This is a genomic window from Salinibacter pepae, from assembly GCF_947077775.1.
GTDB classification, from domain to species: domain Bacteria; phylum Bacteroidota; class Rhodothermia; order Rhodothermales; family Salinibacteraceae; genus Salinibacter; species Salinibacter pepae.
Genome location: NZ_CAMTTE010000001.1, coordinates 2,261,868 through 2,278,842, shown reverse-complemented (window position 1 = coordinate 2,278,842; position 16,975 = coordinate 2,261,868). Strand labels below are relative to the sequence as shown.

The window sequence follows — 16,975 nt, the reverse complement described above, 5'->3', positions numbered from 1 at the left end:
GGAGCCTCACCGGGGCGGAAGCAATTCGATGTCGTCGACGTCGACCTTTGCCTCGTCGCCGGTGGTGTCCGAGTCGCTCCACAGCGTGATCGACACCGGGCGATCGGGGGGATCCTCGCCAAACACCTGCCGGTAGTCGTCCCGGATGCGCCGCTGCACCGTCTCCCACTCCCCCGTGCGCGGCTCACGGGCCGAGTCGACGACGATGACTTTCAGCGGGCCGAAGGAGACGGTCGTGCCCACGGGCAGGGAGGAGCTGTAGGTGTACTTGATGCTCTTCGGCCGCCCCAGCCAGTCTGACCCGAACGTCACGTACACCGCACCCCCGGTGTCGTTCTGGCCTTTTTCGCTGGCGCCCTCCGGCAGCTGCTGCGCCCGCCAGCGCCACGTGAGGCGGGGGTGGTCCTTCAGGTTCCACTCAAAGTCGACGCCGTTGCGCTTTGTGTACCGCAGCGCCTCTCCGTCTGTGATGAGCCGGACGTAGCGGTTCTCGTTCTCCTCCCGCACCTCCACGGTCTCGCCCGGATTGCGACTCTCCTCATACGACTGGATGTCCTCATCCGACTTCACGAACACCCATCCGTCGGGAAACGTCCCGGGCGTGTCGTCTTCGAAGTTGTCGACAATCACCGGGTCCCTCTCATTCGAAGTCGCCTCCTGTGCGTGCCCGGCCTCAGGGGCAGAGAGGGCAACCCCCAGAGCCAGCCCCCCGACACACAGTCCCAGTCGACGGACCGTCTCGCCAAAAAGCGCTGAGTATGTTGGAAGAATAGAGTGGGGCATAGGAGAGCATTTGGTTGAAAAGGAGTGAGCACCTTCTCCCCCATTCTTCGCGCGTTCTGATCCGTTCCGTTCACGGCCACGCTCCGTCCATGACGCCGCGTCCGGCCTTTCAGAAGTAACTGTGCCGGGTGCCGCCTCGGTCCAGCCGCGCAGTTCCAAAGAGGCCCCACAGAAACACACACGGTTGCGGCGTGCTCCCTCACCGAAACGTTTACACCAAATTCCGAGACCAATTGCGCACTCGCGCTCGTCCTACACGTCCTCCTTTCCGTGCCCGCCTACAGACCGGACGGCTTGACTTCTACGTCCCGTTGTGCCGAAATTTACGCTGCGTTCCACTGGCCCTTTTCTGCGGGCGTACCGTTCCTCGATGGGTCCGCTCCGAAGAGCACCGGGAGCCGTCCCCCAAGCCGGCAGTTTTCCTCTTTCGACAGGTATTCTCTCAGTAGTCGACCTTTTGTCCCATGGGTTTTCCCAAGCGCGCCCTCCAAATTGTGGGTGGGGTGTTGGTGGTCTACGCCCTGCTCGTAGCTACTCACCTCGGTGAATTTTGGCCGTTTAGCATCTACCCGATGTTCTCGCAGGCGGGCAATCCCTGGACCCGGGCCATGGTCCGCGAGATGCCATCCCAGACCGACCCCGATACCCTCTCGTGGGACGCGGTATCGCTTCAGAGCCTTCCCGGCGCGTCCTACCCACTGGCGCCGAAGGGCATCAACCAGAACGACGTGGCCAACTACGTGTCGAAGACCGACCGGTGGTCCGACGAACGTGTGCAGGGGCTGCGGAGTCTCTTCACCAAGGGCCGGTCCCTTTCGGCACCGCTGTTCATCTTTCGGGTCCGCGGCAAACTGGACTCGGATTCTGTGGGGGTCACCGCCACACCGGTACTCCTCTTCGAGCCCGACACGACCCGGCTCAACCCCTCCCCAACGGCCCGCACGGTGGCGTCTACCTCCCCGCCCTCCTGACGCCTTCGTCGGTCGGTCCGCTGTGCTTCCGCCTTGTCCGTTGCCGCCCCCATGTCTACACTGGCCCGCTTCGCGCACACCCTCCGCTACGAACTCTTCGAGAACACACCGCCGGACACGAAGGGGCGTCGCCTCTTCTTTCGGGGGCTGGAGCTGTTCATCATGGGGTACGCCGTTTACTTCTGCTGGACCTGGGGCGTCTACATCCAGCAAAATATCAGCTCGGTCCTGCTCCCCTTGGGACTGGCGAACTACATCGACGTGTCGTTCATGTTCGACCACAACGTGGCCCTCATCAATGCCGTTTTGGTCGGCGTGCTCGGGCTGGTCGGGTTTTTCCGGCTCTGGCGCCCGGCCTACCTGTGGGCCCTCCTGGCCTTTCACCTGCAGTACGTGGCCCGGTACTCCCTGGGCGAGATCTCACACGGGTCCAACCTCATCGGCATGGGTGTTCTCGGGCTGGGGCTGGCCCTCGTTGTCTTCCAGGGCGAACGCCAGCGCCGTCGCTTCACGTTCGGCTTCCTCTACTTCTTCATCGGCCTCGGCTACACCTCCGCCGCCGTGTGCAAGCTCATCGGCACCGGCATCACGTGGCCCGACGGGCGTCACCTCCTGATGTGGATCGGCGAACGGAAGGTCGACACCCTCTCCAGGTTCGGGAGCTTTGACGCCTCCATGCTCCAGGATCTGGTTTTCTACGACTACCACTTCGGCACGCTCATTCTGCTCGTGGGCCTGCTCACCGAGGCCGTTAGCTTCCTCATGTGGTGGGGCAAGTACCGATACCTCGTGGTTATGCTCGTGGTGGGCATGCACTTCGGCATCTTGTTCAGCATGAACATCTTTTTTCAGGCCTCGACCATTCTTCTCATTCTGCTGGGCCTGCCGTGGCACCGGCTCATCGACTACGGCCTCGACCGCGCGCCGGCCACCGTCGCGTCCTCGTAGGTCGCCCCCCCTGAGCGAGACGCGCCCTGCCTCCTTGCGTTCGTGCCCTTCGTATGCGCCTCCTGTTTGTCACCCAGGACTTCCCGCCGGACGTAGGCGGCATTCAGACGTACTCCTGGGAGGTCGCGACCCGGCTGGCCGAGCGGGTGGAGGCCCTTGAGGTGATCGCCCCCCGTCGCCCCTCTGCCGCGAGGGTCGACCGGGCCGCGCCTCCCGCCGTCAACCGCGTTCGCGGGCGCCCCGACTGGCTGCCGGTTACCGCCCTTCCCACTGTCGCCCGGCGGGCCGTTCGTTTGCGGGCCGACGTGGCCGTTCATGCCCAATGGCAAACCGTGGGGGCGTCCGCACTCGCCCGATGGCTCACCGGCTACCCACGCCGCATCGTCTGTGCCGCCCACGGGCGCGAATTGCTCTTCAACCCGCTGTCGGGCCGCCCCGGGCTTGGGGCCGCCTACGACCGGTTTCGGCGGTGGTCGCTGGCGCAGCCCGACGCCCTCCTCCCGGTGAGTCGGTATACGGCGGGCCTCCTCGAAGACCAGGGCGTCCCGCCCGCCCGTCTCCGCGTGGTGCCGAACGGCACGGACCCGGAGCGCTTTCGTCCCCGAGGGGGCAGGGCGCTCCGCGACCGCCTCGGCATCGGGGCCCGCCCGATGCTGCTCACGGTCGGGCGATTGGTCCCGCGGAAGGGCGTCGACACGGTTCTCCGGGCCCTTCCCCGCATCGCCGCCTCCGTGCCGGAGGTGCGGTACGTGGTCGCCGGCACCGGCCCCGCCCGCAGTCGGCTGGAGCGGCTGGCCGTTCGCCGGGGCGTGTCCGACCGGGTCCACTTCGTCGGGCACGTGGCCGACGACGCGTTGCCCGCCTACTACTCCGCGGCCGACCTCTTCGTCATGCCGGCCCGCGAGGCCCCGCCCGACGTGGAGGGATTCGGGCTCGTTTTTCTGGAGGCCAACGCCTGCGGCACCCCCGCCGTCGGGGCACGCTCTGGGGGCATCCCGGACGCGATCGTGGATCGGGAGACCGGCCTGCTCGTGCCCCCGGCCGCCCCAACCGCCCTGGCCTCCGCCCTCGCTTCTCTGCTGCACGCCCCGGAGCGGCTCGCGACCCTGGGGCGCCAGGGCCGCACGCGCACCCGGCGCACGGCCAACTGGCAGGAGGTGGCCCGGAACGTCCACGCGGTGCTGTCGGAGGTGGCGTAGCACTGGCCCCGTCCGTAAAGGGCTCAGAACCTGTTTGGCGGGCTGTCTATGGCCTGCGATGTCGCGGATCGCGTGCAGCCCAGGCACTACTCGGTCACTGCGTTCCCAGCGCAGAACGGCTTCTGCACTCGCCCGGTGGCGCATCATCGCCCGGTAGCGCATCAGAGGCATGACCTCGCTTCTGCTCGGCCCCCGCTACAGGGCTCGTTTGGGCTCCGTTCATGCACGTTGCCCGCTGTGTCTCGGCTGAATATCCATCCGCCAAACAGGTTCTCAACGCCACGTGACCCGGTTCGAGCGGCCGCCGTCCCCTCGTCTTCTCCGCGAACGGACACAACGTCCCTGTAACAACAGTTGCCTTCGTGGCCCTGCTTTACATATTTTTGTCGCAGCGGCGTACCAGTTTTCCATAAAATTCGCTCCCTCTTCCCGTCTCACCCGATGCCGAGCAAATTTTTGAAAGTTTGGTTTGTTGCCTCGGTGGCACTGCTGGCCTTTTTGATTGGCTTCGCGGTGCGGGCGGCCCGGGTGCCTCCCAATGATGTTCTGAAACAGGCATGGATGCAGGCCCGATCGACGGTCGAGCCCCCGACCTTCCTAAAGCCCAGGGTACACAACCGCAGCGGCGTCCGGCTCGAACGGCCCGATGCGATGCAGGACGGCGTCACGCTGCTTACCTCCACGTGGAAGGGCCCGGAGGGATGGTCGCCTCGCGTTCGGCTCATCAACCGGACCGGCGACGTGCTCCACGAATGGCGGATTGACGAGACGGCCCTCTTCGCCGATTCTCTTGACCTGAGCCGAAAGCACTACCTTCACGGATCCCACCTGCTTCCCAACGGCGACGTGCTGTTCAACGTGGAGCACGGGGGAACGGCACGTGTGGATGCCTGCGGCAACGTAGAGTGGCGTTTGCCCATTGGCACCCACCACTCCATCGACCGGGCCGCGGATGGGTCGTTTTGGGTTTCTGACCTTACACAGTCTCTTCGTCGCACGAGCAGTGCCTATCCAGACGGGTATCCCGGACTGGAGGCCGCCTACTTCGATCGGCTTACTCGCATCTCACCGGAGGGCCAAGTGCTCCAGACCATCGGTGTCCTCGACATACTGTACGGCAGTGATTTGGCCCGCTACGTCAGTAAGGCATACATATCAGGACAGCAGGAAAGCCCCGAGTCTGACCTGCCCAGCACAGACCCAACGCACTTGAATGACGTGGAGCCCCTGCCTCCCTCCATGGCCGACGCGTACCCGCTGTTCGAGGCTGGGGACCTCCTGGTCTCTCTGCGCAACGTCCATCTCGTGTTCGTCCTCGACCCCGAGACGGAAACGGTGAAGTGGCACGCGTCTGAGCCTTTTATCATGCAGCACGACCCCGACTTCATCGGCGACGGCTGGATCGGGGTGTTTGATAATAACCGGGACTTCACCGAGCGGGGGACTGTGCAGGGGGGAACCCGCATCATCGGAATTCAACCTCACACTGACTCCACGAGAAAAATCTTCCCGACGCCTCAGTCTGAATCCTTCCACACCAAAAAGGGGGGGAAGTGGCAGTTGCTCGATAATGGCAACCTGCTTCTGACTGAGCACCATGCGGGACGAGTCATGGAGGTCGCCCCAGACGGCCGTACGGTCTGGGAGTGGATCCATCCTCCCCACGAGGGCTCGACGGTCCCTGCGGTGCAGGAGGGCACCCGGTACGACCTGTCTCCCGATGAGATCAACGAGTGGCCCTGCGCCTCGAAAGACTTCGTTCGCACACCCACACCACAATAGCTCAACCGACACCACCATGACCACACGATCCGCCCCTCGACTCCTCGTCGCCTTCGTCGCCTTCACGCTCCTTTGCCTGGCGCTCCCGGACAGCGCCCACGCGTACGGGGGGCCCGGAAGCGTGATTTCGGGCATCGGGGCCCTTCTCGCAGCGATTGCGGCCCTGCTCGCCTCTCTCTTCGGCTTCATCTGGTTTCCCCTGAAGCGTCTCCTCCAGAGCACGACCGACGAGGAGCCGGAGCACGCGGCCCCAGCGGCCTCCTCCTCGGACGCAGATCCTTCGGTCGAATGAACATTGTTCTCGCCGCCGGCGTCGTGGTCGGCTTTGCCCTCATCATCGAACGCCTCCGCCTCCCCGGGCACGCCCGCCAGGTGGGGCGGCACAGCACCACCTGTCTTCGGGTGCTTCGGGACGACTCCCTGGATGACGCGGCGAAGGAAACGGCCCTGCAGAATCGCGCCCGGAAGCTTTTCGGGCTTCTGGGCCGCCTGGTGGGAGGGAGCGCCCTCGCACTGGGGCTTCCTCTGGGGGGCGTCTGGCTTCTTGGCCGTGCGGGCATCGGCTCATTTGGTGAGACTTTTGCCACCTTGCAGCGCATTGATTTTCTCGCCGTGACGACGGCGGTCGGCCTGCTCGCATACGTCCTCGTTCAACGCACCCGTGCATCATGACTTTCGAGGACCGCTACGGATGGCTCGACCGGCTTCTCCACCGCACGGCCTTCCGCGCCGGCACGGCCCAGCACGCCCTGTCCGACGTAGAGAACATTCTGTACCGGGACACCCTCAGCTCGATTTCGGTCGACGATCCGGTTTTTATCACGGCGCTCCCCCGCTCGGGCACGACCATTGTGCTGCGCCTCCTGTGGAACACGGGCCGGTTCGCGAGTCACACGTATCAGGACATGCCGTTTCTGCTGTGCCCGCTGTTCTGGGACCGGTTCTCCGACCAGTTCGACGGCGGGACCCAGACGGCCGAACGGGCACACGGCGACGGGCTTCAGGTGTCGGGCAAGAGCCCCGAAGCCTTCGAGGAAATGATCTGGAAGCACTTCTGGCCGGACGCGTATCGGGGCCACTGCATCCAGCCCTGGTCGGCCGACGACCACGACCCCGCGTTCGACACGTTTTACGAGTCCCACATGCGCAAGGTCGTGGCCGTACGGCGGGACGCCCCCTCGGCCGATTTGCGCTACCTCTCGAAGAACAACCTCAACATTGCCCGTCTCGGAGCCCTCCCCCGGCCGCTTGAGGCCGGCACGTTCGTGGTCCCGTTCCGTGCCCCGCTCCAGCAGGCGGCCTCGATGCTGCAGCAGCACGAACGCTTCCTCCAGCTGCACGACGACGATGACTTCGTGCGGGAATACATGGAAGCCATCGGGCACCATGAGTTTGGGCACGGCCTTCGCCCCGTAAACTTCGACGGCTGGGTCGACGACGCCCCCGAGCCGACGACCCTTGCCTTCTGGGTCCGGTACTGGATCGCGGCCTACCAGCACGTGCTGGCCCACGCCGACGAAAATACGGTCCTTCTCGCGTACGACCGCCTCGTTGACGAACCGCGCACCACCCTTTCTCGTTTGGCCGATCTCATTTCTGTGGACCCATCCGCCCTCACCGGTCAGGCCGATCAGGTGCGTCCGCCCCGCTCCCATTCCGTCGAGACCGCCGCCCTCTCTTCGGAAACGCGACGGCGCGCCGCTGCGCTGCACGAGACGTTGAAGCAGCGCGCCCCCCTTTGACCTCGGTAGTTCTCTCCTCTTCTTTCGCTCGGCTCTTCGGGCCCTCATGCTCCAGCGGTTCTACGAGACCCTTTCCACCCTCCGTGCCCGCTGGACTCGGTTCACCGAAAGCCCCGTAGGGGCGTGGGTTCGGACCGGCCTCCGCTGGCTGTTCGTGGGGGGCATCGTGGCGTACCTGGCCTACGAGCTTACGGCCATCGGGTGGGGGGAGGTGGCACGCGCCCTCCCCGTTACGCCCTGGTTTTACGTCCTGCTGCTGCTCATGTACGGCACCCTGCCCCTCACCGAGGCGGTCCTCTACGGGACGGCCTGGGGCGCCCAGTACCGCGACCTCCTGCCCGTCCTCTTCCGAAAACGGGTCCTGAACAACGACGTGCTCGGCTACTCCGGGGAGGCCTACTTCTACCTGTGGGCCCGCCGCGAGACCAACCTGGGCACGGGAACCGTGCTCCGCACCGTGAAGGACAACGTGGTCATCTCCTCGGTCGCGTCCACCAGCGTGGCCTTCGGGCTGCTGGCCGTCTTCTTCCTCACCGGCCAGATTGAGCTGCTCCGCCAGTACCTGCCGTCGGAGGCCTACACGCTCGGGGCCGGCGTGGCCGTGCTGATCATCCTCGTGAGCGCCGTCGTGGCCTTCCGGCGCTCCATCCTGTCCCTCCCCTCGTCGCTGCTGGGGCTCTTCGCCGCCGGCCACTTTGTTCGTTTCGTCCTCAACAACGGCCTGCAGGTGACGCAGTGGGCCGTGGTCATCCCGGGGGTCTCGGCGGGCACCTGGATCACGCTGCTCGCGCTGTACATCGTGATCCAGCAGGTCCCGTTCGTGCCGTCCCGGGGCCTCGTGTTCATGAGCGCGGGCGTGGGCCTGTCCGGGCCGCTCCAGATTCCGGAGGCGCCCCTCGCCAGCATGCTCCTCGCCCAGAGCCTGCTCGACCGCGGCCTCAACTTCCTCGTCTACACCGGCACGACCGCCGCCGAGGCCGTGGGGGACGACGTGGAGGGGCTCGACGACCTGTCGGTTCCGGAGGAAATGAGGTAGGCGGCGGGCCGTCCGGCTCCACTGCCTCTCGCCGCCGGCTCGTCCAGGCACCCGCCTTCCGTCTATTTTCATTTCCGCAGGCTTTCCCCTCGGGGGCAAGGGCATGGGGCCCCACACGAGGCATCCACACCGGCGGTGCGACGCCCTCGCCGACAAGCTCCGACTCGTTGTTGCGCGCTGCGGCCCCGGCCCTGGGGGCCGCACTGCTGTTCTGCCCTCCGCAACGGCCGCCCGTCGCCTTGCGCCTGCGCCTCGGGAGCGCTTTTTTAGGAGCGCTCGCTCCAAATCGGAAGCGCGCGTGCCCTGCTCTCCGTCCGTTTCACCACTGCGCACTGATACATGGACCCCGCCGCCGTCGCGTTTACGACGCTGGACTACATCATCTTCGGCGTCTACCTGCTTGTTATCGTCGGGCTCGGCCTCTGGGTGTCCCGGGAGGAAGAGGGAACGGAGAAAGACAGCGCCGACTACTTCCTGGCCAGCAAGGCGCTTCCGTTCTGGGCCATCGGGTCCTCGCTCATCGCGGCCAACATCTCCGCCGAGCAGTTCATCGGCATGAGCGGCTCGGGCTTCCGGGTGGGCCTGGCCATCGCCTCCTACGAGTGGATGGCGGCGGTGACGCTGCTGGTGATCGCCTGGTTCTTCCTGCCCATCTACCTGGAGAAGGAGATCTACACGATGCCCCAGTTCCTGGAGGAGCGCTACGACGGGCGGGTGCGGATGCTGCTCGCTATTTTTTGGCTGCTGGTGTACGTGTTCGTGAACCTGACGTCGGTGCTCTACATGGGCGGCCTGTCGATCAACGTCATCATGGGCCTCCCGCTCTGGGCGTCGGTCCTCGGGCTGGCCGCGGTCGCCACCGCCTACAGCCTGTACGGGGGCCTCAAGGCCGTGGCCTGGACCGACGTGGTTCAGGTGGTGGTGCTGGTCGGCGGGGGGCTTCTCACGACCTGGGTCGCGCTCGACGCCTACGGCGGCAGCGAGGCCGGGGTCGTCGGGGGCTTTACGCAGCTGATGAGCGACGCCTCGGGCCGGTTCAACATGATCCTGTTCGAGGGGGAGCTGATGTACCGCAACGACGAGGGGGCCCTGAAAGACGCCTACCAGCTCCTTCCCGGCCTGAGCGTGCTGTTTGGGGGCCTGTGGGTGGCCAACCTGTTCTACTGGGGCTGCAACCAGTACATCATCCAGCGGGCCCTGGCCGCCAAGAGCCTGAAGGAGGCCCAGCGGGGCCTGGCCTTCGCCGGCTACCTGAAGCTGCTCCTTCCCCTCATCGTGGTGGTGCCGGGCATCGTGGCGTTTGCGCTGGACGCCCCCATCCAGCGGGGCGACGAGGCCTATCCCTGGCTGCTGGGGGAGTACGTGGGGTCGGGCTTTCGCGGGCTGGCCTTCGCGGCGCTGGTGGCGGCGATCATCTCCTCGCTGGCGTCGATGATGAACAGCGCCTCCACAATTTTCACGATGGACCTCTACCGCAACTACACCAGCCAGGAGGCGGTGTCCGAGCGGCGCCTGGTACGGATTGGGCGGGCGGTCGCACTGATTTGCATTGTGGTGGCCGCCGCCCTGGCCCCGCAGTTGGCCGACCTCGACCAGGTCTTCCAGTACATTCAGGAGTACACCGGGTTTGTGAGCCCGGGCGTCCTCGCCATCTTCGTGCTGGGGCTGTTCTGGAGCAAGGCCACCCCGAACGCGGCCCTGGTGTCGGCGGTCCTGAGCATTCCGCTCTCGGCGGCCTTCAAATTCTGGGCGCCGGGGGTCGCGTTTCTGAACCGGATGCTGATCGTGTTTTTCCTCTCCGTCGCCCTGATCGTCGCGATCTCCCTGCTGGAGAACGAGGGGGAGGACCATCCGAAGGCGATCGACGTCGGGGGCATCGAGCGCGAACGGGACCCCATCTACAACGTCGCGGCCTTCGGCATCCTCGCCATCACCGCCGCGCTCTACGCGTTCTTCTGGTAGGCTGTGGGTCCGGCGCTCGCTCCCGGCAGCGCGATCGTGAACGTGTCGGCGGGCCGCCGGAGACGTGCAGGGGAGACGTCTTACGCCGTCGTGGTCGCGGGGGCCTCGTCTCGGGCCTCCTTGTAGTCCTCCCAGTCGTCTAGGAAGCGCTCCAGCCCGCGGTCCGTGAGCGGATGCTCCAGCAGCTTCGTCATCGTCTCGAACGGCATCGTCGCCACGTCCGCCCCCGCCAGGGCCGCCCGCTTCACGTGGGTGGGGTGTCGGATCGACGCGGCAAGGATCTCCGTCTCAAACCCGTAGTTGTCGTAGATCTGCACGATCTCCTCGATCAGGCCCATGCCGTCGGACGAGATGTCGTCGATGCGCCCGATAAAGGGGCTGATGTAGTCGGCCCCCGCCTTCGCCGCCACGAGCGCCTGCGTCGGCGAGAAGCAGAGCGTGCAGTTTGTCTTGATTCCCTCCTCGTCCAGGGCGCGGAGCGCCTTGATGCCGTCTTTGATGAGCGGGATTTTGACGACGACGTTGTCGTGGATCTGGGCCAGGGTGTGGGCCTCCTCCATCATGCCGTCGAACTCCGTCGCCGTCACCTCCGCGGAGACATCTCCGCCCACGGTCTGGCAGATCTCCAGCACGCGCTCGTGGAAGTCCACGTTGCCCTCCGCCTTCACGAGGGAGGGGTTCGTGGTCACCCCGTCGAGGACGCCCATGTCGTTGGCTTCACGGATGTCTTCAAGGTTGGCGGTGTCTACAAAGAACTTCATAGCGAGTCGGGTTGGTTGACCTAAAAAATGCGTCTTGCTGAGGGTGCAGGGACGGGCCGATCGCGCCCGTCCGGCGTGCGGGGCGGGGGGCTCGGGGCCCTACCCCCGCACCAGCGAGCGGGCTTCCTCGGCGACCCGCGTGGCGGTCAGGCCGTACGCCTCCATGACCCGCTCCCCCGGCGCCGACGCCCCGAACCGGTCCACCCCGATCGCGGTGCCCTCGGGGCCCACGTAGCGCTCCCAGCCCTGCGTGACGCCCGCCTCGATCGAGACGCGCGCCTCGACCGACGGCGGCAGCACCTTTCGCCGGTAGGTCTCGGACTGCTCCTCGAAAAGCTCCCAGCTCGGCATGCTTACCACCTGCGCCTGGATGCCGTCCTTCTCGAGGGCGCGGGCGGCCTGCAGGGCATGCTGGACTTCGCTCCCGGTCCCCATCAGCACCGCGTCCGGCTGCCCCGCCGCCTCCCGCAGAATGTAGGCGCCGCGGTGGAGCCCCTCCGCCGTCGTCAGCTCGGTGCGGTCGAAAATGGGCAGGGTCTGCCGCGTCAGGGCCAGCGCCGTCGGCCCGCCGGTCCGGGTCACCGCCGCCGCCCACGCCCGGGCCGCCTCGTTCGCGTCGGCCGGCCGGATCAGGGTCGCCCCGGGGATTGCCCGCAGCGCCATCAGGTGCTCCACCGGCTGGTGCGTCGGCCCGTCCTCCCCAAGCCCAATCGAGTCGTGGGTAAACACGTACACGACCGGCTGCTCCATCAGGGCACTCAGCCGCAGGGACGGACGCAGGTAGTCGCTAAAGATGAGGAACGTGCCGGCGTAGGGCTGGATGCCTCCGTGCAGGGCCATCCCGTTGGCGAGTCCCGCCATCGCGTGCTCCCGCACCCCGAACCGGAAGTACCGCCCGCTTCGGCTGTCTTTCTGGAAGTCGCCCCGCCCCTCCACGTCGGTCTTGTTCGACCCGGTGAGGTCCGCCGAGCCGCCGATCAGGTATCCCACCTCCGGGGCCAGCGCCTCGAGGGTGAGCCCGCTCGCCTTGCGGGTGGCCCGCTCCTCCCCCGTGTCCGCCGTCGGCTCGAACGCAGGAAGGGCCTCCTCCCATCCCTCCGGCAGCTCCCGGTTCATCCAGCGCTTCAGCCGGGCGGCCTGTTCGGGGTGGGCCTCTTCGTAGTCGGCCCGGAGGCCCTCCCATTCGCGCTGGGCCTCCTGCCCCTCCGTCTTCGCCGCCCGCATGTGGTCGTAGACCGCGTCGGGGACGTAAAACGTCTCCTCGGTGGGCCAGCCGAGCGCCTCCTTTGCCCCGCGAAGCTCCTCCTCGCCGAGCGGCGCCCCGTGGGCCGCGGCGGTGTCCTGCTTGTTCGGGCTGCCGTAGCCGATGTGGGACTGGACCCGGATCAGCGAGGGCCGCTCGGTCTCGGCCTTCGCCTCCTCGATCGCGCCGTCGACCGCCTCCAGGTCGTTTGCGTCCTCCACGTGGGCCACGTGCCAGCCGTAGGCCTCAAACCGGGCGGCCACGTCCTCGGTGAAGGCCAGGTCCGTGGAGCCGTCGATCGTGATGTCGTTGTCGTCGAAGAGGTACACCAGCTTGCCCAGCCCGAGGTGGCCCGCCAGGGAGGCGGCCTCCTGCGAGATGCCCTCCATCAGGTCCCCGTCCGAACAGATGGCATACGTGTGGTGGTCGAAAAGCGGAAAGCCCTCCTCGTTGAACTCGTCGGCCAGGAGCTGCTCGGCGATCGCCATCCCGATCCCGTTGGCAAAGCCCTGCCCGAGCGGGCCGGTCGTCGTCTCCACGCCTGGCGTCAGGTGCGCCTCCGGGTGGCCGGGCGTCCGGCTGCCCCACTGCCGGAAGCCTTTCAGCTCCTCCATCGGCAGGTCGTAGCCGGTCAGGTGGAGCAGGCTGTACAGAAGCATCGAGGCGTGGCCCGCCGACAGCACGAACCGGTCCCGCCCCGGCCAGTCTGGGTCCTGCGGATTGTGCCGCAGGTGGCGGGTCCACAGGACGTAGGCCACCGGCGCCAGCCCCATCGGCGTCCCTGGGTGCCCGCTCTGGGCCCGCTCGACCGCGTCGGCCGACAAGAACCGGATGGTGTTGATCGTCTGGGTCTCGATGTCTGTCTCCTCAAGGAGGTCCGTCGCCATGGAATGGTGTGCTGTGTGTTGGGGGTGTCATCAAACTGCCATCCGGGGCGGGTCGCTCCCCGGATGGCACTGCCTGGTCGTGGGGCGTTCTTCTTTCGCCGTCCAGAAGAACGCGGCCGGTTTTCACTCTGTCTCTGCCGGCCTTGATGGGTTACAGCGGGCAGGGCCTTCCCGTTCTCCAGGAGAACAAGAGCGCAACGCGTGCACCGCCCAGGCCCGGCGCCCAGTTGTGCGGGCACGGCTCGACTGTCGGACGCGACTCGTGTTTGGCCGTGTCTGCGTGGAGGAGGGAAAACGAGCCAACGGCATTATACGGATCGGTCTCGTGGGATTCGATTACTTTTCCGTGATCCGCCCGCTGGGGTGGGGTGTCGAGCCCCCGTTTGGGGGCGTGCCCCCGACAACAGGGCCCAAACAGCGACGCGCCCCATCGGCTGCCCGTTCCGCCCCGCACGCCGAGCGTCCGAGGGTCGGGACCTGTCTGTCCGTCCGCCTCGTTTGGGAGGGGCAATATCCGGGGGCTCTCCGATGCCCCCAGCCCCGCTTCTCGCTCGCGCTCTTCTGCCGATCGTTCTCGCCCCCTCAGCAATGTCCCGTTTGCGTCCCACAACGATTTCTCTCGTCGCGCCCCTCCTCGTGCTCTGGGCTGTTCTGCCCCTGCGGGGGACCGGTCAAACCGTGGACCCGCTCCCGCCGATCCTGCAGGAGGAGCCGCTGACCGAGTCGGCCGTCATCTCCGACTCGGACACCGTCGAGAAGGACGTCCCGTACGTCTCCACGTCGCAGCGCGTCGTGAACCGGATGCTCGAGGCGGCCCAGGTGACCAGCGACGACGTGGTGATCGACCTCGGTAGCGGCGACGGGCGCATCCCGATTGCCGCCGCCCAACGACACGGCGCCAGCGGCATCGGCGTCGAGATCGATCCGGAGCTGGTCGCCAAGGCCCGCGAGAACGCGGAGGCGGCCGGGGTCTCCGACCTGGTCGAGTTTCGGCAGGGCGACCTGTTTGAGGCCGACCTAGGCGAGGCGACGGTCGTGACCCTGTACCTGTGGCCGGAGATCAACGTGAAGCTGCGCCCGAAGCTGCTCCGGACACTGGAGCCTGGGGACCGGATCGTCTCGCACGACTTTCGGATGGGCGACTGGGAGCCGGACCGGGTCATCGACCTCGGCCCGGGCAAGATTGGGCAGGAAACGGTCTACCTCTGGACCGTCCCCGCCTCCGTCCCCGAGGACCTGCTGGACATCAGCGACGAGGTGGAGGTGCAGTGAGCCGGGGCCGAGGGTGGGCCCGTTGCCCTTTTCCCCTCTGCTGCCCGCCGGGGGGAACGGCACTCCTCCCGTTGCGGGGCTCCCACTCGGCCCGGATTGTTCTCGGTCCCGACCCGACGGCCGTCTGCGCCCGCCTGGGCTGGGGCCTCCTTGAGTCATGCGGTGCACCTCGTCCGGCGGTGACGCGCCCCGCCGCGTTGTACGTTCAGATTCGCCCTTCTCCGCCACCATGCCCCCACGTCGCCCCATGCGCTTCCGCTGCCCCGCACCGGCCGCAATGCTCGTCGGGCTTCTGCTCCTCAGTGGAGCGGGCTGCGGCTCCACTGCCACCACCGCCCAGCCCCCCACGACGACCGACGCGCCCGTCCCCGATACGGCCCGGGTTGCGCGGATCAACGTGCCCGCCCAGATTGCGCCCTCCGACACCCTCCGGATCCACCTGTCCGGCACCGTGGGCCCCAACGGCTGCTACTCGCTCGCCCGGATCGACGAGGGCCGCACGCCTGGCCGGCTCACGCTGACGCCGCTGGTCCGCCCCCCGACCGCGGACGACCGGGCGTGCACGATGGCGATCGTGCCGCTCGACACGACGCATGTGGCCTCCCCGCCGTTTGAGCCGGGCCGCCTTGCCGTGCGGGTCCCCCAGGGCAGCCGGCCCGCCGTGACGGACACGGTCACGGTCACGGACCGGCCCTGACCGTCCTCCTCACGCCCCGCCCGACGGCCGCAACGCCGACAGCGAGAGGCCTTCCGACAAGCCGGCGGGTTCATCCCCTGTGTGAGGAGGGGCGGGCCGCGTAGGTGCGCCCGAAGGGATCGGTGGCCTCCACGCGCACCCGATTCGCGTCGGGGTTGGCGGGCGCGTAGTACAGATGGGCGGTGGGCTGGGGCTCCACCCACGGGTGCTTCTCCGGCCGGTCGTCCCCGTCGTGGCGGCGCCGGCTCATCGGATCGAGGCCCACGCGGCGGGCCATGGCGCCGGTGCGGATGCCGTCCTCGTACCAGACGACCGTCCAGTCCTCGGTGGCGTCCCAGACGTTGGCCACCCACTCGCCCGGCGCCTCGGGGTCGGCCCCCGCCGGGTACGCCCGCACCTGGTGGTCGGCGGCGCGGCCGGTGGCCTTGTAGCGCCACGCGACGGATTCCCCGTCCACCTCGTAGACCGCGTAGCCCTTGGGCGTGCCGTCGTAGCAGACCGGGCCGGTCCACCAGGCGCCGCACACCGTGCCCACCACGTGCTCGTGCGGCCCGTCGGCAAAGCGGTGTTCGTTTTCGTGGACGTGCCCGCTGACGATGTGGGCGTCGAACGGATCGAGCAGTTCGTAGAGCGCGGCCCGGTTTCCAATCCGCCCGCGGACCGACGGGCTCGCCTCCCCGCGCCGCTCGTAGGCGGTACTGAGGGGCGGGATGTGCGTGAACACGACGACGGGGCGGCCGTCCTCCACGAGCGCGAGGTCCTGCTCCAGCCACGCAAGCTGGGCGGCGTCGAGGTGGCCGTGGTAGTCACCGGTCTCCCGCCCAAAGCCGTCGCTCCCCGGCCAGTACACGTCGTCGAGCACGACGTAGTGGACGGCCCCGCGGTCGAACGAGTAGTACTCGGGGCCGAAGTGCCGGCGGAAGGTGGCCGTGGAGCCGGGGTCGCCCGGCGCGTCGAAGTTGAGGTCGTGGTTGCCCACCGCCTGCACGAACGGGATGCCCATCTCCTGAACCGCCGCCTCGTAGCCGGAGAAGAGCGACAGGTCGTCGAACACGAGGTCGCCCCCGCCCACCCCGAAGACGGGACGGTCCCCGAGCGCCCGCACGGCCTCCTGCACGTCCGGCACCGTCTCGTCCCGGAACTGCTGCATTTCCGCCGCCGTCCGGGCCTGCGGATCGGCCAGGAAGAGGAACGCGTGCTGCTCGTCGTCGCGGTCGAGGGGCGTGAGCCGAAACGACGCCGTCGCCGTGCCGCCGCCGGACGCGTCGATGGATCGGTAGAGGCGGGCCGTGCCGGTGTCGTGCGTCGGTAGGCGGTACCCGCTCGGCACCGAGAGGTAGACAAACGGCCGGCGGGGCGCGGCCGCCAGCTCGTAGCGCCCGTCGGGGCCGGTCTGCGTGACGGCGACGCCATCGGTGACGGGCACCCCCTCGATGCCGCCCTCGGGGCCCGCCACGCGGCCGGTGACCGTCACGGCCCGGCGGTCGGTGCCCAGGCGGGGCGAGGCGGCGGCCACGCCGGGCGCGCTGAGGGCGGCCCCGGTGAGGCCCAGGTACTTCAAGAAGTCGCGGCGGGATGGAGACATGTCGGTAGAGAGGGCAGGCGAAAGACAGTTCGCGGCCACAAGATGCAGGGCCGCGGCGGGAAAATCATCATCTCATCGTTATCGTTTTCTTCCGTCTCTTCCGCACG

General features: G+C 67.5%; 15 protein-coding genes. 11 read left to right on the top strand and 4 right to left on the bottom strand.

The genetic code is table 11. The features are described from left to right. Positions 1-6 precede the first annotated feature (6 nt). Positions 7-630: a DUF3047 domain-containing protein gene (locus OJA40_RS09540; RefSeq protein ID WP_263810465.1), complete on the bottom strand. Its 624-nt coding sequence runs from the start codon at positions 628-630 to the stop codon at positions 7-9. 617 nt (positions 631-1,247) lie between these two features. Here OJA40_RS09540 and OJA40_RS09535 point away from each other — a divergent pair. The 9 genes from OJA40_RS09535 (at position 1,248) to OJA40_RS09495 (ending at position 10,423) form a co-directional block, all read left to right on the top strand. Beyond that, positions 1,248-1,754: a hypothetical protein gene (locus OJA40_RS09535; protein WP_263792616.1), complete on the top strand. Its 507-nt coding sequence runs from the start codon at positions 1,248-1,250 to the stop codon at positions 1,752-1,754. A 51-nt stretch (positions 1,755-1,805) separates the two neighbouring features. Further along, the gene (locus tag OJA40_RS09530; protein ID WP_263810464.1) at positions 1,806-2,702 is read left to right on the top strand and encodes a hypothetical protein; all 897 of its coding nucleotides are present in this window, start codon (positions 1,806-1,808) and stop codon (positions 2,700-2,702) included. 53 nt (positions 2,703-2,755) lie between these two features. Continuing rightward, positions 2,756-3,901 (top strand): glycosyltransferase family 4 protein, encoded by a 1,146-nt coding sequence (locus OJA40_RS09525; RefSeq protein ID WP_263810463.1) that lies wholly within the window; start codon positions 2,756-2,758, stop codon positions 3,899-3,901. 456 nt (positions 3,902-4,357) lie between these two features. Continuing rightward, entirely contained in the window at positions 4,358-5,683 is a 1,326-nt protein-coding gene (locus tag OJA40_RS09520; RefSeq protein ID WP_263809619.1) for an arylsulfotransferase family protein, read from the top strand. Between the two features lie 16 nt (positions 5,684-5,699). Beyond that, positions 5,700-5,975 carry a hypothetical protein gene (locus OJA40_RS09515; RefSeq protein ID WP_263810462.1) on the top strand — a complete coding sequence of 92 codons (276 nt, stop codon included), beginning with the start codon at positions 5,700-5,702 and terminating at the stop codon, positions 5,973-5,975. Beyond that, positions 5,972-6,355 (top strand): hypothetical protein, encoded by a 384-nt coding sequence (locus OJA40_RS09510; protein ID WP_208426681.1) that lies wholly within the window; start codon positions 5,972-5,974, stop codon positions 6,353-6,355. Before OJA40_RS09515 ends, OJA40_RS09510 begins: the two co-directional genes overlap by 4 nt. Further along, the gene (locus OJA40_RS09505; RefSeq protein WP_208426680.1) at positions 6,352-7,425 is read left to right on the top strand and encodes a sulfotransferase; all 1,074 of its coding nucleotides are present in this window, start codon (positions 6,352-6,354) and stop codon (positions 7,423-7,425) included. The genes OJA40_RS09510 and OJA40_RS09505 overlap by 4 nt, the downstream gene beginning before the upstream one ends. A 46-nt stretch (positions 7,426-7,471) precedes the next feature. Then, positions 7,472-8,461, top strand: a complete 990-nt coding sequence (locus tag OJA40_RS09500) for a hypothetical protein (RefSeq protein WP_263810460.1) — start codon at positions 7,472-7,474, stop codon at positions 8,459-8,461. A gap of 339 nt (positions 8,462-8,800) precedes the next feature. Next, on the top strand, positions 8,801-10,423 hold the full coding sequence (locus OJA40_RS09495) for a sodium/sugar symporter (RefSeq protein ID WP_263810458.1): 1,623 nt from the start codon (positions 8,801-8,803) through the stop codon (positions 10,421-10,423). A gap of 80 nt (positions 10,424-10,503) precedes the next feature. Here the strand turns inward: OJA40_RS09495 and fsa are convergent, their stop codons facing one another. Next, positions 10,504-11,184 (bottom strand): fructose-6-phosphate aldolase, encoded by a 681-nt coding sequence (gene fsa / locus OJA40_RS09490; RefSeq protein ID WP_208426677.1) that lies wholly within the window; start codon positions 11,182-11,184, stop codon positions 10,504-10,506. A gap of 99 nt (positions 11,185-11,283) precedes the next feature. Then, positions 11,284-13,314, bottom strand: a complete 2,031-nt coding sequence (gene tkt, locus OJA40_RS09485) for a transketolase (protein WP_263810457.1) — start codon at positions 13,312-13,314, stop codon at positions 11,284-11,286. A gap of 588 nt (positions 13,315-13,902) precedes the next feature. On the opposite strand from tkt, the gene OJA40_RS09480 reads away from it, so the two are divergent. Both OJA40_RS09480 and OJA40_RS09475 read left to right on the top strand, forming a co-directional pair. Continuing rightward, positions 13,903-14,586 (top strand): SAM-dependent methyltransferase, encoded by a 684-nt coding sequence (locus tag OJA40_RS09480; protein WP_263810456.1) that lies wholly within the window; start codon positions 13,903-13,905, stop codon positions 14,584-14,586. Between the two features lie 247 nt (positions 14,587-14,833). Continuing rightward, positions 14,834-15,283, top strand: a complete 450-nt coding sequence (locus OJA40_RS09475; RefSeq protein WP_263810454.1) for a hypothetical protein — start codon at positions 14,834-14,836, stop codon at positions 15,281-15,283. Between the two features lie 70 nt (positions 15,284-15,353). Here OJA40_RS09475 and OJA40_RS09470 read toward each other — a convergent pair whose 3' ends face one another. Further along, positions 15,354-16,868 carry a calcineurin-like phosphoesterase C-terminal domain-containing protein gene (locus OJA40_RS09470; protein WP_263810453.1) on the bottom strand — a complete coding sequence of 505 codons (1,515 nt, stop codon included), beginning with the start codon at positions 16,866-16,868 and terminating at the stop codon, positions 15,354-15,356. Positions 16,869-16,975 lie beyond the last annotated feature (107 nt).